Source organism: Arcanobacterium pluranimalium (genome assembly GCF_016907845.1).
Classification (GTDB): Bacteria; Actinomycetota; Actinomycetes; order Actinomycetales; family Actinomycetaceae; genus Arcanobacterium_A; species Arcanobacterium_A pluranimalium.
Genome location: NZ_JAFBCS010000001.1, coordinates 1,889,326 through 1,904,816 on the forward strand (window position 1 = coordinate 1,889,326; position 15,491 = coordinate 1,904,816).

General features: G+C 50.2%; 13 protein-coding genes. 6 read left to right on the top strand and 7 right to left on the bottom strand.

The genetic code is table 11. The annotated features are described in order from the left end of the window. The first annotated feature begins 9 nt into the window (after positions 1-9). The 3 genes from JOD55_RS08120 to JOD55_RS08130 all read left to right on the top strand — a co-directional run bounded on the left by JOD55_RS08120 (position 10) and on the right by JOD55_RS08130 (position 3,702). On the top strand, positions 10-753 hold the full coding sequence (locus JOD55_RS08120; protein ID WP_204399502.1) for an ABC transporter ATP-binding protein: 744 nt from the start codon (positions 10-12) through the stop codon (positions 751-753). Between the two features lie 116 nt (positions 754-869). Continuing rightward, the gene (locus JOD55_RS08125) at positions 870-3,299 is read left to right on the top strand and encodes an ABC transporter permease (RefSeq protein ID WP_204399503.1); all 2,430 of its coding nucleotides are present in this window, start codon (positions 870-872) and stop codon (positions 3,297-3,299) included. A 154-nt stretch (positions 3,300-3,453) separates the two neighbouring features. Further along, complete coding sequence (locus JOD55_RS08130) at positions 3,454-3,702, top strand: WhiB family transcriptional regulator (RefSeq protein ID WP_204399504.1); 249 nt, start codon at positions 3,454-3,456, stop codon at positions 3,700-3,702. A 97-nt stretch (positions 3,703-3,799) separates the two neighbouring features. Here JOD55_RS08130 and JOD55_RS08135 read toward each other — a convergent pair whose 3' ends face one another. Then, positions 3,800-5,224: a histidine kinase N-terminal domain-containing protein gene (locus tag JOD55_RS08135; RefSeq protein ID WP_204399505.1), complete on the bottom strand. Its 1,425-nt coding sequence runs from the start codon at positions 5,222-5,224 to the stop codon at positions 3,800-3,802. A 37-nt stretch (positions 5,225-5,261) separates the two neighbouring features. Between JOD55_RS08135 and JOD55_RS08140 the strand changes: the two genes are divergently transcribed. Genes JOD55_RS08140 through JOD55_RS08150 form a run of 3 tightly spaced genes read left to right on the top strand, consistent with a single transcriptional unit; the run spans position 5,262 to position 7,218 of the window. After that, complete coding sequence (locus tag JOD55_RS08140; protein WP_204399506.1) at positions 5,262-5,777, top strand: DUF2505 domain-containing protein; 516 nt, start codon at positions 5,262-5,264, stop codon at positions 5,775-5,777. A gap of 14 nt (positions 5,778-5,791) precedes the next feature. After that, positions 5,792-6,601, top strand: coding sequence for a thymidylate synthase (locus JOD55_RS08145; RefSeq protein WP_204399507.1), 810 nt, complete (start codon positions 5,792-5,794; stop codon positions 6,599-6,601). Positions 6,602-6,609: 8 nt separating this feature from the next. After that, on the top strand, positions 6,610-7,218 hold the full coding sequence (locus JOD55_RS08150) for a dihydrofolate reductase (protein WP_204399508.1): 609 nt from the start codon (positions 6,610-6,612) through the stop codon (positions 7,216-7,218). Between the two features lie 243 nt (positions 7,219-7,461). Here JOD55_RS08150 and aspA read toward each other — a convergent pair whose 3' ends face one another. The 6 genes from aspA to JOD55_RS08180 form a co-directional block, all read right to left on the bottom strand. Next, on the bottom strand, positions 7,462-8,907 hold the full coding sequence (aspA, locus tag JOD55_RS08155; RefSeq protein ID WP_204399509.1) for an aspartate ammonia-lyase: 1,446 nt from the start codon (positions 8,905-8,907) through the stop codon (positions 7,462-7,464). 69 nt (positions 8,908-8,976) lie between these two features. Then, positions 8,977-9,987 carry an asparaginase domain-containing protein gene (locus JOD55_RS08160; RefSeq protein ID WP_204399510.1) on the bottom strand — a complete coding sequence of 337 codons (1,011 nt, stop codon included), beginning with the start codon at positions 9,985-9,987 and terminating at the stop codon, positions 8,977-8,979. Between the two features lie 5 nt (positions 9,988-9,992). Further along, the gene (locus JOD55_RS08165; protein WP_204399511.1) at positions 9,993-11,480 is read right to left on the bottom strand and encodes an amino acid permease; all 1,488 of its coding nucleotides are present in this window, start codon (positions 11,478-11,480) and stop codon (positions 9,993-9,995) included. Positions 11,481-11,608: 128 nt separating this feature from the next. After that, entirely contained in the window at positions 11,609-12,976 is a 1,368-nt protein-coding gene (locus JOD55_RS08170) for an anaerobic C4-dicarboxylate transporter family protein (protein ID WP_338022235.1), read from the bottom strand. A 358-nt stretch (positions 12,977-13,334) separates the two neighbouring features. After that, the gene (locus JOD55_RS08175) at positions 13,335-14,186 is read right to left on the bottom strand and encodes an HNH endonuclease family protein (RefSeq protein WP_204399512.1); all 852 of its coding nucleotides are present in this window, start codon (positions 14,184-14,186) and stop codon (positions 13,335-13,337) included. 359 nt (positions 14,187-14,545) lie between these two features. Further along, positions 14,546-15,193 (bottom strand): trypsin-like peptidase domain-containing protein, encoded by a 648-nt coding sequence (locus tag JOD55_RS08180; protein WP_204399513.1) that lies wholly within the window; start codon positions 15,191-15,193, stop codon positions 14,546-14,548. Positions 15,194-15,491: the final 298 nt, after the last annotated feature.

Below are 15,491 nucleotides of genomic sequence, written 5' to 3' on the forward strand. Positions count from 1 at the left end.
GGGCGGAGAATGGATCGAATCCCGCTCTCGGCGACCATTGCAGACGTCAGCAAATACATTCTCGATGCCGGCAGGCCACTTCCCGTGCTGGACAAAGTGACGTTTGATATCCCCGCAGGGCAGTTCACTGCGCTTCTCGGGCCATCGGGTGCTGGAAAGTCCACCCTCATTTCCTTGATCGCCGGAATTGAAAAAGCCGACTCCGGGCTTATTGAATTGGGCGATACTAATATCGTGCAATTGAGCGACGAAGAAATCGTTGACCTGCGTAAGAACAAGTTAGGCGTCATTTTTGAATCCGATAATTTGCTTCCTTCGTTAACAATTGAGCAAAATCTGCGTCTACCAAGCAGTTTTTCCAAGCGCGATATTGATGAAAATGAATTTGAACAGATAGTTCACGATTTTGGATTGCATCAATATCTCCACCTCAGTCCGCACAACACAACCCTTGCAGTTCAGCAGCGCACGGCGATTGCTCGCGCTCTGCTCTCGCAAGCCGGAATGCTCATTTGTGACGATCCAGTGCATGGCATGGCACGCAAAGCGGCTCGGGAGATCCTGTCGCTATTGCGAGTGTGCGTGCGAGAATACGGAGTTTCTGTGCTGATCACGACTGAAGATCCAGCCGCTGCAGCCTTTGCCGATCGCGTTTACTTGCTCTCTGATGGCGAAGTTATTGGACGAATAGATTCGCCCTCGCTGCAATCGATTTTATTGGCTATGAATTCGTTTGGATACGGCGAAGAGTGATGTTAACCCACGTATTCAGGACACTCTCGCTCAACTGGAGATCGCATTTACTCCCATCATTAGCGCTGGTTGTAGCGTCAATCTTTATTTTTCTCGAGATTTTGCTCAATCCTTTTTTGAGTGAAGCACTCGAGCATTCAGTGACGAAAACCGCCGGGCAAGTAGCTTTTTCAGTAACTGACCCAGAATATTCAGCGGAAAAGCTCGCTAATGACGTCAAAGCCCTGCCCGAAGTAGAGAGCGTCTATAAGTCCATTAACCTGCCTGCGATAGTCATGTTCGAATCCCATGCCATCGATGCGAACATCAACAACACTCCCCCAGACAGATGGACCAGCATTGAAGTAACTTCCGGCGCATATCCTGCCAATAACAAGCAAACGCTCATTTCTGAGACAACCGCTCAAGCTCTGGATATACAAATCGGAGAAGAAATAACTATCTACAGTGAGAGTTCTTTCGCGCTTTCTCCACACAAACTCACAGTTAGCGGTATTTTTTCACGCAGCCCATTTTCTAATGCTGCACTCCACAACGAGCTACTTGTGAATTCCCCCGATGAGGCAACTGGCATTGCGATCAGCAAACAAAAAATGAGCAATAGCGACAGCGTGCTCGTCACCGCAAAGCCACATGCTTCTCGATCGCTTCTGCGGGAAAAAATCGAGAACATCACGCATGGAACTATTACCTCTGCAGAAGAACTCCGCGATTCAATTGCCGATGAGCAGGCGCGAAGCATTGGATATTTCCAAAGTATTCTGGGGTGGCTCTTGGCATTACCAATGCTCATCTCTGGTTTCGTGATTGCAGCTTCGACTCGCTCGCTGGTGAAGAATCGTAGCCGTGCCATCGCTCAACTGCGCGTACTTGGAGCAACCCGCTGGTATATCTTTGGGTTAAACATTAGCGAAATTCTCATAATCGCTCTCCTGAGCACAGCTATCGGTCATGCCATTGGCCGAGCGCTCGTTCAAGTGCTCATTGAAACCATGAAATCTGGCAGCGGCGGAGCATTCATTCCACAAAATTTCAGTGTGGAACCCAGCGACTACCTCTTGGCCACACTCGGCTCCATGGGGGTGGCATTCCTCGCCTCAATACCGAGCATTATGACGTATAGCTTTGTCCCTGCTTCACATATTTACGCTCAGGATAAACCGCGAAAAAACAACTTTCTTCTCACGGTTATCTTCAGTTTAATTATCCTTGGCTTGGGAACTGTGGCCTTGTTCTTCTCTATCGTGGTTCCCGAAGATCTTCTTTTTATCGTTCAAACCGGCAACAACTACCAGTCACTTCGCTTGATGGCAATGATTGCATTGCTGCTCTTTGCGGCGTTTGCGGCATTCTTCCTCTTGCGTTTCGTCGTCTCTACACTCATACGAAAAGTGCGGCTGAGCCGATCTGTCAACAGCTTCCGTCTGGCCGCCACGCAACACTATGCAGATACGCTGTCGCGAATCGGAACGCTGTTTATCATTTGCACTGCGGCTTGTATCCTAGGTTTAACCACGATGAGCTCTATTAAGACGACGGCGCACCAAGAGTCCGATGCGAAATTGCTTCCCTTTGATGCAGCTGCCAAAGTCGTCGACACTGCGAGTCTTGGCACAGATGCTGAGGGCATCAGTCAACACACAATGGCGAATCTCTCACAAGATCCATTGATCGATCGTATTTTGCCAGTGCGTACTGTAACTGGGACTTTGCGTTACGCAGACGCATCACCTCTTGAGAATTTTTACGTCTACAGCATGGATCCGGACGCTGCGCGTGAATATTTCACCTCGGATACGAAGTTTTTGCGTAGTCTGAAACCAGGTACGATCATTATCCCTAGAGATTTACTCGGCATACCACGCGAAGAATCGCCCAAGAGCGTCACATTGAGCGTGCAAAACAGCAGTGCAGAGCCATTGACTCTCCAGGCTCGATATGAAAACGTACCGTGGAGCATTATCACCTCGACAGACCTCAAGCACTTCTTTTCTTCTAGGCAAACCACCGAAACCTGGATCAGGTTTTCCACAGACGGACTTGCGGACAAAGCCGCTAGCTACCAAGCTACGATAGCTGCAATACAAAGTAATGCGATCGTTTGCCCTGACGTCGTTTTGGCCACTGATCCACCCGGTGACCAAAGCAAAAACGCCCCGGCGTCGTTCATAACCTTAGGGTTACTGACCCTTACTTTGATCCTGTGTGTGCTCGCAGTGTGTAACTCGTTGTATCTTTCTCAACAAGCGCAACTATCTGAGACTCGGGTGTTATCAGGCTTAGGTGTTTCGCAACATATCAATTCCACCAGCTTGGTTGTATCAGCGATCGGGCGCACTACATTATCCGTATTCGTTGGCGGATTAGCAGGAGTGACGAGCGGCACATACCTGGCAACGGTGTATGTAGGCACACTCACGTGGCGGCAATTCTTTTCTATACCGTGGTCCTCCGTGCTTGTATTGACGCTGATTAGTGCGTTATTAGCCGGAATTTGGACTCGAATTCAAACTATGATTCCCTCATTGAGCGGTCATTATGGTTGATCCATAAAATAAACACGCTAAGGATCACAGTTTTTACTCTTTACTCTGCGGGCGAAAACTGCAAAAGTTAAGTATTACAACAAATACACGACTAAGTAACGTGCACTTTTCGAGAATTACTCGGCACTGCAAGCACGTTCCAAGGAGACAACACATGGATTGGCGTCACGAGGCTGCTTGTCTTAATGAAGATCCCGAGCTCTTCTTCCCTATTGGAAGCTCAGGTCCAGCTATGGCTCAGACGGAGCAGGCAAAGCGGGTTTGCCGCACCTGTTCGGTGCTTGAAGTGTGCCTAAAGTGGGCTATTGAAACCAATCAAGATGCGGGAGTATGGGGCGGAATGTCAGAAGACGAGCGCCGCACCCTTCGTCGTCGTACTGCACGTACCCGCCGTCCAATCTGAGAGTTTCTTAATGAAAATGTGGTGGTTGAAAATTTCAACCACCACATTTTCATTCCTCTGCCTTATTATTCGCCTGCACACCCAACGAAAATATCGTTTATCGCAACTTGAGTTCCAAGCTCACTAACGTACCGCCGTCGGGATTATTCGACCATTCAATAGTGCCGTTAAGCTCTCCATTGACCAGTGTTTTCACGATCTGGGTGCCTAAACCTCCACCAGGTCCTTGCTCGGAAATACCCGAGCCATTATCACGCACCTGCACAAACAGTCGTTCACCGAGTCGCTCAGCATTGACTTCAACTTTGCCGCCTTTAACCAAGCCGTGCTCGATAGCATTCGAAATGACCTCATTAAGCACCACAGCGAGCGAAGTCGCCTGCTCAGCACGTACTTTCCCAAATGAGCCGTTGAGCGAAATATCAACAGCTGACTCTGTGACGGCAATATCTCGAACCATTTTCAGCAATGATCCAAAGACTGAGTCAAATTCAACAACTTCATCAATCGTTTGGGAAAGCCCCTCGTGGACTAGCGCAATCATGCCCACGCGTCGCTGCGCTTGACCAAGTGCCACTCTAGTCTCGTCATTGACCGCTCGGCGTGCCTGCAGTCGCAGTAGCGCAGAAACAGTTTGCAAATTGTTCTTCACCCGATGGTTAATCTCGCGAATAGTGGCATCTTTCGTGAGCAACTCCCGTTCTTGCCGGCGCAATTCCGTAATTTCTCGAGTCATCAGCAAGGCACCAACGCGCTCTCCTTTGCGTATCAATGGCAGCGCCCGCAGCGAAACGATCACGCCGTGCGCATCAATTTCTGCCACCCACGCCGCTTTACCAAGCAGCACTAAGGGAAGCGACTCCTCCGGGATCGAAAAATCATCGAAAATATCGGTGACTGTTTCAGCAAGAATATTGCCGATCAACGGTTCGTCCACACCGAGTCTGCGGAAATGCGACACCGAATTGGGACTCGCGTACAGGACTTCACCGTCGTCGTCGAGCTGAATCACGCCATCAGAAACACGCGGAGTTCCGTGCCGGAAACCGGCCGGCATTCCCTCGAGCGGAAAGTCTCCTGAAGCGATCATCTCAAAGAGATCCTGGGCAATTTCTTCGTAATTTTGTTGAGCCTGCGAAGGGACTCTGTCTTGGAGCAGTGCAGATATGACTCGCACCACGCCAATGATCTTGCCGCAGTGGCGAACGGGAATGAAAGTATTTGAAACACTTGAGTCCTCAGACACAATCATTTCGCCTAAATTGAACACCGCATAGACGTGCTCAACGCTATCGCCATCAACTTTTTCGCCAACGATATCGGTTTCGATCAGCGTAGCTGCAGTGGCGGGTCGCGCATGAGCTGCAGTGATGAAGCCATCGTCGGTTGGGACGTACAACAGCAAATCTGCAAAGGAAATATCGGCAATGGTTTGCCAGTCTCCGGCGAGCTGGTGAAACCATTTTCTCTCATCTTCAGTGAAGCGCTCAGTGCGCTCTAAAATTTTTGTCAATGTTGGCACAGTTCCACAATATGCGTTTTTCGTGTTGAATGGTTATATGAAATTCTCGGTTGTTACACATATTGATGCAGATATTTCTCGCGTACTCGACGTTTTGCCCTCTGTTGAGCTTGCGAATGCGCGCGCTCAGCAGCTCGGCCTCGAGCAGTTCACTTTTACAAATTCGCTCGAGGCTTCTGCGAGGCCGCACTGTGATGAGGTATCGAGCAATCTGCATGCCACTATCTCGCCGGCAAAGTTCGCGCCCCAAATGCGCACGCTCCTTCCGAGTGGCCTCGACGTTACGATCGCTGCGCACCAAGTTCCTGCAGGTACAAGCGCTACTGTGCACTACGACGTCGTGATCAAAGGCGCGCCCGTACAGGTTGAAATCGTTGCAAAAATTCTCAACGACGACGCCGGCACCTCCGTTACTCACGTGGGTGATGTCAAGGTCAACGTGCCATTTTTAGGCGCCGGAATTGAAAAGAAAGTGCTCGCCCAACTGCCAAAAATCTTTGAACGCGACGCGCGGATCATCGAAGACACGGTAAAGACATTCAAGGCCAACTGAATTAGACTGAAATTATGGTTGCTGTGAACAGACAATATGAAGATCTTTTGGCCGACGTTCTCGAAAATGGCGCCCATAAAAGTGACCGTACGGGCACCGGCACACTTTCGGTGTTCGGACGCCAGCTTCGCTACGATCTTGCCAACGAGGGTTTTCCGCGCATAACCACGAAATTTGTGGCAATGAAGGCCGTAAAAGGTGAGCTGCTGTGGTTCTTGCGCGGCGATACAAACGTAAAATGGCTGCAAGAGCGCGGAATCACCATTTGGGATGAATGGGCTAACGACGACGGCGAGCTCGGCCCTGTTTACGGCTATCAGTGGCGTTCGTGGCCAGCTCCAGATGGTCGTCATATTGACCAAATTCAGCAGGTTGTGGAGACGATTAAGCACAATCCAGATTCGCGCCGAATGATTGTTTCGGCGTGGAACGTGGCCGATCTTGACGATATGGCGCTGATGCCTTGCCATGCGTTCTTCCAATTCTACGTGGCAGATGGGAAGCTCTCGTGCCAGCTTTACCAGCGCTCTGCTGATCTCTTTTTGGGAGTACCTTTCAATATTGCCTCCTATTCCTTGCTAACTCATATGATCGCGCAGCAATGCGATCTGGAAGTGGGCGATTTCGTGTGGACGGGCGGCGATTGCCACATCTACTCCAACCACATTGAGCAGGTCAAAGAGCAGATTTCACGCGAGCCATATCCGTTCCCGACGCTCGAGCTCAAAAAAGCACCGTCAATTTTTGACTACGAAATGGACGATATTGCTGCCTCAAACGGATACCAGCACCACCCCGTGATCAAAGCTCCGGTGGCCGTATAATGCTGGGAATGATCTGGGCACAAGGGCATGATCGCGCAATCGGCGCACAGGGCACGCTAGCTTGGCATATTCCTGAAGATTTGGCGATGTTTAAGCGCGTGACTTCTGGAAATCCAGTGATTATGGGGCGACGCACCTGGGATTCGCTCCCCGAGCGATTCAGGCCACTGCCCAATCGCCTCAACGTTGTGCTCACATCGGATCCAAATTTTGACACCGCGGGCGCACTCGTGTGCACGAGCATTGAGGAAGCTCTTGGCCGCACAGATGCATTGAACCCTACGAAGTTTGTATGGGTGATTGGCGGAGCACAGATTTATGCAGCGATGCTCGCACAGGCAGATGCATTAGTTATTACAGACGTCGATCTGCGCGTTTCAGAAGCTGATGCTTTCGCGCCGGAAATCGGTGACGATTGGGAATTGGTGCAGGCTGAGCCGAATCGGGGCTGGTTGCACTCAAAGTCTGGCATTGACTACCGTTTTTCAGCTCTTCAACGCAAGATTTGTGCCGCGCAGGATTCGAAGTCACACGCTGATTCTTTTCAGCAACGAGTTATTCCGGTAGAGCAAAGGGCTTTTTACGGCAACGCTGATCCACTTCGTATATTTTCTTGATGAGGCAACGCGCGGCACATACAGCGATGTACTGCTGATAAAGCGATGTACGGCTCATAAGGCGCCGTAACTACAGATAAAGCGCTGCGCAGTTAATAAGGCGGTGCGTTGCTCATCAGCCGATGTACAGTTCCTGATGCGAAGATGTGCTTAGGGGTGTGGGTGCGCATTTGGCACACCCACACCCCTAACAGCATTAAACAGCTCCTATCGAAGCATTTTCGTGCATATTGCGCGTCGTGCTTATTGCACAATCTCGCGCTCTGGATCATCAGGAAATACTTCGCCCATGTACTTCGGATGCATGAGGTTCTCTACTGAGAGAGCCCGATCGAGCTCAGCTTGCGTCATGAGACCACGTTCAAGGACCACTTCACGCACAGATTTCCCTGTGAGAGCGCACTCTTTACCAATCAGATCTCCTTCATGATGCCCAATAATATCGTTGAGATAGGTGACGATACCGATTGAATTCATCACGAATTGTGCGCAAATATCTTCGTTCACCGTTATGCCCGCTACACAGCGCTCGCGCAAAGTGATGCAGGCATTTTGGAGCAGTGAAATCGACTCAAAGAGAGCTTGCCCGATCACTGGTTCCATCACATTGAGCTGTAACTGCCCTGCTTCTGAAGCCATCGTGACGGTCATATCATTTCCAATCACCTTGAAACAGACTTGGTTGACGACTTCTGGAATTACTGGATTGACTTTCGCTGGCATAATCGACGATCCTGCCTGCATTTCAGGCAGGTTGATCTCATTGAGACCAGCGCGCGGACCAGAGGAAAGCAAGCGAAGATCGTTACAAATCATCGACAGCTTCGAAGCAAAACGCTTCAAAGCACCCGAGAGCGATACGTACGCTCCCGTATCTGATGTTGCTTCGATCAGATTAGGTGCAGGTTTAACGTCCAGACCAGTAACTTCGGCAAGTCGTTTGACGACTATCTCCTGGAATCCGTCTGGCGTATTGAGGCCTGTACCGATCGCCGTCGCCCCTAAGTTGACCTCAAGCAACAACTCGACCTCACGAATGAGGTGTTTTACTTCCTCTTCCATCAGGACCCGGAACGCATCAAACTCCTGGCCAACGGTCATAGGTACGGCATCTTGCAGCTGGGTACGCCCCATTTTGAGCACGCGCTCATTTTTCTTCGCCAGCACGCCAAAGGAATCACCGAGATTCTGCACTTCGTTAACCAGGCCAATCACCATGCGGTAGACGGCGATGCGGAAGCCGGTTGGGTATGCGTCGTTGGTTGACTGCGATTTGTTTACGTGGTCATTTGGGTTGACTACCGAATAGGTGCCTTTTTCGAGTCCCATCGTTTCCAGAGCTAGATTCGCGATAACCTCATTGGTATTCATATTTACCGAGGTTCCCGCGCCACCTTGGAACACGTCTACCGGGAATTGATCCATGCAGCGTCCTTCGTCAAGAACCAGGTCACAGGCTTTGACGATAGCGCGCGAAACATCAGCAGATAGCACCCGCGCATCTCGGTTTGCCAGTGCCTCTGCTTTTTTGACTTGAACCATTCCGCGAATGAACTCGGGAACGTGATTTACTGTGACACCTGAAATCTTGAAGTTTTCTATTGCTCTGAGGGTGTGAACACCGTAGTAGGCGTCATTCGGAATCTCACGAGCTCCCAGAAGATCTTCTTCAATTCGTGTGGTAGGCATGTGCTTTCCTCCGTAATAAATCATGCGTCATCATTAACGCACTTGCTGTGTTTTTATTCTTCCACGAATTTATCTGCTACGCAGCGTATTGGTAATTTCTCCGCTGAGCGATTCTTCCATCCAGTACTTAAATTTTTCACCTCGCATCCCTTGTGACAATAAAAAGACCGTTTTGGCATAGCATGCCTCGAACGTCATATTCTGGGCACTGACCGCGCCTAGCTGCGCAAGCGCAAAGCCTGCCTCGTAATACCCCAGACTCACTTGCGCTTGCGTACATTGTGAGGAGACGATGACCTCCACACCGTCGTCGACCGCATGTGCCAAAGCCTCGACCAATCCTTGCTCTCGCGCAGGAATATTTCCGGTGCCGTAGGCGCGAAGGATGACGGCGGCTGGTCGCGGATGCAATACGGAATCAACACGTTGCGCACTGATTCCGGGCACGAGATCCAATACCACGACGTCGTGCGCTACATACGGCTTTGCCTGTGCAAACGCATTGTTACGACGACGCTCGACGTCGTTCCATTGCCACGGAGCGCCGGTGGTGGCCAAGAGTGGCGCATTGGGCGACGAAAATCCCTCAAAACTCCATGATGACCATTTCGATGCACAGCTCCCCGCAAAGACCGAACGGCCAAAGACGAGCGCAACCGAATCGATACGCCCGCTCGCCACCGCCTTGAGCGAGTCCACCACATTGGCATGCGCATCAGTATCGAGCGCCCCGATAGGCAGTTGCGAGCCAGTGAGCACCACCGGCTTACCAAAATCCGCAAGAGCGAAGGATAATGCCGCCGCAGCGTATGCCAACGTGTCTGTTCCATGCAAAATAACGAATCCATCGGCTTCCGCTCGGGCTGCCCACAGCGCGTCAATCAAGGCTTGCCAATCGGCTGGCGTGGCATTTGAGGAGTCGATAAGCGTAGGAAACTCGGTGAGTGTGACATCACCGATTTCTGGGCGCCTGGAAACGAGATCATTCAACCAACCTCGCAAATCGGCACCGGGCGCCAAGCCAGTATCAGTTTCGATCATCCCGATCGTCCCGCCCGAATAGATTACGTTAATTCGCACGTCTATCACTCACCTTGAATGTCTAGCGCCGTTTGCGCTGGCTGTTCATCGAGCACATGATCCATCAGGTCTCCACGTATCCGATTGCGCACAGCATACCAACCAATAATGAGCATAGCGATGATACCCATGAACATGTAGATCGTAGGGCGCCCTACTTCAACATCAAACCACATCGACACGATAACAATCACGAGGAATGCAATGGCGATCGCATTACTGTACGGATAAAAACGTAGCCGGTATTCGGGGCGAGCCTGACCACTACGCTGCGTTTTTCTGACGTAGATCCAGTGAGTCAGGAGAATGGAAATCCACGTTCCGGCAATGCCGATGGCCGCTAGATTCATCACGATTTCAAAGGCTTTGCTCGGATATGCATAATTGATGAGCACGCCTACTAGACCTAAGATTGCCGTAATGATGATGGCGTTCATCGGAACGTAGTTTTTGTTCAGCTTCGCCGCCATTTTTGGAGCTTCGCCAGCAACTGCGAGGGAACGCAGGGTACGACCCGTGGCGTACAATCCGGCGTTGAGTGAGGACAGCGCCGCAGTGAGTACCACGATTTGCATGATTGTGCCCGCGTGCGGAATTCCGATTCCGGTGAAGAATGTGACGAAAGGCGATTCTTGATCGCTGTAGGCAGTCCAGGGCAATACGAGCGTCATGAGTACGACGGCGCCCACATAGAAAAATGCAATACGCCAAATCATCGAGTTGATAGCTTTAGGCAAAATGGTTTTCGCATTTTCTGCTTCTCCTGCAGCCACGCCTACCATTTCGGTGCCGCCAAAAGCAAAGACGACGCCGAGCGAGAGCGTGAAGAGCGGAAGCACACCCAAGGGGAAGAAGCCGCCTGCATTGGTGAGGTTATGGAATCCTGCCGTGTGCGTTCCGACACTTTGACCTGTGACGATAGCCCAGATTGCAATCGCCATGAAAATCAAAATGGCGCTAACTTTGATGAGAGCCAACCAAAATTCGAATTCGCCGAACGCTTTGACGGAAAGAATATTCAAAACGAGTACCAGCAAGAGGGCGAGAGTGGCCAATACCCACTGCGGAATTACTTGAAAACTGGGCCAGTAGTGCAGGTACAGAGCCACCGCTGTAATATCTGCCATAACTGTGGTAGACCAGTCGAGGAAGAATAACCATCCAGTGACGTATGCACCTTTCTCCCCCATGAACTCGCGAGCATAGGATACGAATGCACCTGAGGATGGACGGCGTATCGACAACTCGCCGAGAGCACGAACCATGATGAATGCAATTAATCCGCACAACGCGTAGGAGATTGCCAAAGCTGGTCCGCCTTGAGAAAGTCGCCCACCTGCACCCAAGAACAGGCCAGTTCCAATTGACCCTCCAATGGCAATCATTTGGATATGGCGATTTTTCAGCCCTTTCGAGTAGCCCTCATCGGCTTTATCGTGTACATGCGCAGGATTTCCGGCATTTGGTGAATCAGAGTGTTGTTTGAGGTTCATTTACGAATTTCATCTCACTTATCCGAATTGAGTAGTTTTTACCAAACGCGAGAATCTTACACCGATATTGTTCTTTGCTCGCCAACCATTAGGTCTCAAAATAGCTTTTGCGCACCAAAAACGATTAGTTATACTCCCACAACGATTGGCGCCCACACAAAATTCAGCAATACGGCGACGACAATCGCAACCGTACCAGGAAGAACGAACGAATGACTGAACACAGTTCTCCCCAATCGCGTCGATCCCGTATCGTCCATCTCCATTGCAGCAACCGTGGTTGGATAATTAGGCAATAAATAGTAGTTTGAAACTGCAGGGTAACAAGCCAAAAGCGTGACTGCGGACAGTCCCAACTTGACCGCTACCGGCATAAAGGCCACCGTCGTCGCCGCGTGAGAGAACAGAAGTGGCGAAGCAAAATAGAGAATAACGGCGAGCAACCACGGGGATTGTTGCAAAACATCTGCTCCTGCCCCCTTAATGGCGTCCATATAATTGTTCACAAACATGTTTCCAAGCCACGCAACACCAAGAATACAGATAGAAGCCGTCATTCCTGCCTTAAACGTCGATTGATCTGGAATCGACTGCGCCGGAATCTTTGCAACGAAGCAAATAATCGCTGCGCAGCTGAGCATAATAACCATAATTGCCGCCGATGCTTCCATTGGCGGATTGCTAATAAGCCCAATCTGTTTCGACGCCGCGGTGGCATATACAACCGCCAAGAGCAGAGCGATCATAAATACGATCAAGCTTGGAATCGCACTGGCCTTTGGCTTATATCCACTGTGGGTAGCAGCGCTTTTCGCCACGAGTCCACGCGCTAAACGATCTTGATAGACAGGGTCGTCTGCGAGCTCTTTACCCTGACGAGCGGCCACTAAAGCTCCAACCATACATCCAATAAACACTGTTGGAATGGTGACGGCCAGAATTTGCAGATACCCAACATTTAACGGCGATAAAATCGCCACCATCGCCACAGTGGCAGCCGAAATTGGCGATGCCACAATCGCCAATTGCGAAGCAACCACCGCAATCGACAGCGGGCGCGAAGGGCGAATTCCATTTTCTTTCGAGACATCGACGATAACTGGCAGTACAGAATATGCCGTATGCCCGGTGCCACACAAGACCGTGAGCATGAAAGTAACGAAAGGAGCGAGGTAGTTAATCTGCCGCGGGTGTTTACGCAAGAGGATCTCAGTTAAATGCACAAGATAATCCATGCCTCCAGCAACTTGCAATGCAGCAATTGCGCAGATCACGGGCATGATAATTCCAATCACACCCCACGGCACATCTTTAGTTACATCCGTGTGCAATCCAGTGGCGGCAAGAGCGAGCACACCGGCTCCACCTGTCAGACCAATGCCAATTCCTCCAATCTTTGAACCAATCACCACAAAGATGATCAACAAAATTAAATGGAACCAAAGCATAAATCGCTCCTTTGCTGTGACGTTTGCCTGCACAAAAACGTAGCTCACAAAGAGATTCAGCTGTGGCATTTTTGCGACACGTCAAAATATTGACGAATCAATGAGCACATGTTCAACATATCGACATTTCGGACACTCGCCACGGAACAGTCATGAATTCGCAGTATTTACGACTAAAATGTTTAATGAATTTAACGAATCGGTAGTTGAAATAGCAATTTTTAAATTCTCAAGCATTGCGACACCCCTCGCGCTCTAGCCCGCTGAGACCCCATGTATTTTCCGGACAAGCAAAATAGGGGTTAATAGAGCTTGGCTGGGGGCTAAGCGCGAGCACGCTTAGCCCCCAATATGATTAGTCAATGCACAATTACATCACTGTGCAATTATCTCGATCGCCTCAGACTTATGCGGCTTTCGCATATTCAGTTCCATCTGATACCACATGATCACGCACCTGCGCAGCGTGCTCTTTTATCACTGTTTCGATTCGATATGGAGGTTGCGAGGGCAATTTCTGCCCTGGGCAACTTGATAGCACTTGCTTCATCGCTTTCTTCTCACCATCCGTTACCCACAGCTTGTACTTTGTTTTCACTGCGATTTGACGTGCAACATATTCGCACCGGAATGGCTTATACGAGGGCAGCCAACTTGCAGCATTGGAATCGCTCTTCTTTGTGTTCGAAGCCCGATCTACTGCAATAAGGTTCAACGGGTCATTTGCCAAAGCAGTGCGAGATTCAACTGAAATCTGTTGTGCACCAGTTTGCCAAGCGTCAGACAGCGCGACCACATGATCAATCGGGACAAGCTCTGACGTACCAGCTCCCCTTGCGAAATTAATAACCTCGCCGCTATATGGGCTAATGAGCGTTCCAGACTGAACGATACATTCGCCACCGCGCCCACTCTTGAATGCAACCTGCGTCAAATCGCGCTTCAAGATGTCGTTGCGAGTATCGCAACCGTTATGATCGACGTCGGTCCAAGCCCGTCCAAATTCGGTGCGCTTATATCCGGTTTTTGGAGCGCGCCCTTTAACTGGCAATTGATCGAGTGCGGCTGCCGCATCGAGTTCTGCAGATTTTTCAACAGTCCCGACGACGCTTTGCGAGCCCAAGTCTGTAGCACGAGTTTCGGCAGCTGACACTGGGTCAACTGATGAGAAACTCAGCAGTGCACACACAGCTGCCAAACCACCAAGGCTGCGAACCGTGTATTTAGTTCCACGAGATTTACCTCGCAAAATAGTCATTTTTATCCCCTTTACTTAATACATGTTTGTTTAGTTAAATGCCGTAATTGCAGCAATTACAGCAATTACGGCACCCCGCGTTCACTAATGAAATAATCAACCTCCTTGTTGTGCTCATGATGGAGCCCGGGCGGCACCCTTGCCACCGCCTCAACGCTGAAAGCTCTCATCACATCAACACACTATCTCAAAGCGCACATTCGCCCATGAAATAGCGCTAATTCTTCATAAATGGGACTCATCCCAACACTGGAGCAAATCGCTTGGGGTGCGGGCACAGCTCCGCATCCCAAGCGACCCTTAGGAAGTGCCATTGCCCAGTTTCAGTTCACGAGCAAAAGCTCTTCCATTCTCACCACTCACTGCATACGATCCCACGGCATAAATACAGTGTTTCCACCTGAGTAGCCAACATTGATGCCCACAACATTGCCTTGCATATCAAGGACGGCACCGCCAGACATTCCAGCACGGGTGATGTGCGGAGTAATGTAGAGAGTCTGATCGTTCGTACCAATCCACCACTGATGCGTCAGATCCACCAGGTGTCCAACTTGGGTGCGCTCTCCCAGGCCTCGCACATACAACGGCTCGCCAGGAACGAGGGTTGAGGTGGCTCGCTTAGTCCAGGTTTTATCGATGCGAACGCCGTCCGAAAGCTTAATCTTGATATAGTCCATGCCCTTTTGTGGCGGAATATATGCCACCGTGCCGATCACATGGCGCCCGAGATCCATGACGTTCGATCCAACCGTCCACTTCCCGTCTCCACAGTGCTGAGCAGTGTAAGCCGTGCTCGAGTCAATAACCGTAATACTACAAGTACCCCCAGAAGCACTGAAGATCTTTTGCCCCTGCTCTACTTGAACGCTCGCCTCTGTGCGAACAACTGCAGGTGGCGCGGAACTAAATTCTGGCATCGACGTCGCTGCCATAGCAGTTGTTGGTGTTGCAACCGCAAAAGCGGCAATCATTCCTAGTGCTAACCTACGAATTCCCGTTTTCATGTCTCTCTCCTTATAGGAAATAACAGACTCTCATCACGAATCGAGAATCTTGCCCCGCCCTGAGGCACTTCCATTCTGAGTCCCGAATCGGCTCAAAAATTTGTAACCCACACCACAGTTGAGAAACTGGCGAGTCTGCTAAAATACGCCAAGCATCCCACGCAATAAATATCCAGTAAGACAGAAATAATATTCACTCAAATTTTCCTACCACCAATAAACACACAGGTGTAGGATGTTTAACATCAAGACAATGAGTCAATTGCTTTGCATATTTATACATGTTTTGCTGTGAAAC

What these genes read in the sequence shown, in the direction of transcription:
- JOD55_RS08145 (WP_204399507.1), top strand. Translation starts at nt 5,792, where the DNA reads ATGGTTGCTGTGAACAGACAATATGAAGATCTTTTGGCCGACGTTCTC.
- JOD55_RS08180 (WP_204399513.1), bottom strand. Translation starts at nt 15,193, where the DNA reads ATGAAAACGGGAATTCGTAGGTTAGCACTAGGAATGATTGCCGCTTTT.
- JOD55_RS08120 (WP_204399502.1), top strand. Translation starts at nt 10, where the DNA reads ATGGATCGAATCCCGCTCTCGGCGACCATTGCAGACGTCAGCAAATAC.
- JOD55_RS08175 (WP_204399512.1), bottom strand. Translation starts at nt 14,186, where the DNA reads ATGACTATTTTGCGAGGTAAATCTCGTGGAACTAAATACACGGTTCGC.
- JOD55_RS08150 (WP_204399508.1), top strand. Translation starts at nt 6,610, where the DNA reads ATGATCTGGGCACAAGGGCATGATCGCGCAATCGGCGCACAGGGCACG.
- aspA (WP_204399509.1), bottom strand. Translation starts at nt 8,907, where the DNA reads ATGCCTACCACACGAATTGAAGAAGATCTTCTGGGAGCTCGTGAGATT.
- JOD55_RS08165 (WP_204399511.1), bottom strand. Translation starts at nt 11,480, where the DNA reads ATGAACCTCAAACAACACTCTGATTCACCAAATGCCGGAAATCCTGCG.
- JOD55_RS08140 (WP_204399506.1), top strand. Translation starts at nt 5,262, where the DNA reads ATGAAATTCTCGGTTGTTACACATATTGATGCAGATATTTCTCGCGTA.
- JOD55_RS08130 (WP_204399504.1), top strand. Translation starts at nt 3,454, where the DNA reads ATGGATTGGCGTCACGAGGCTGCTTGTCTTAATGAAGATCCCGAGCTC.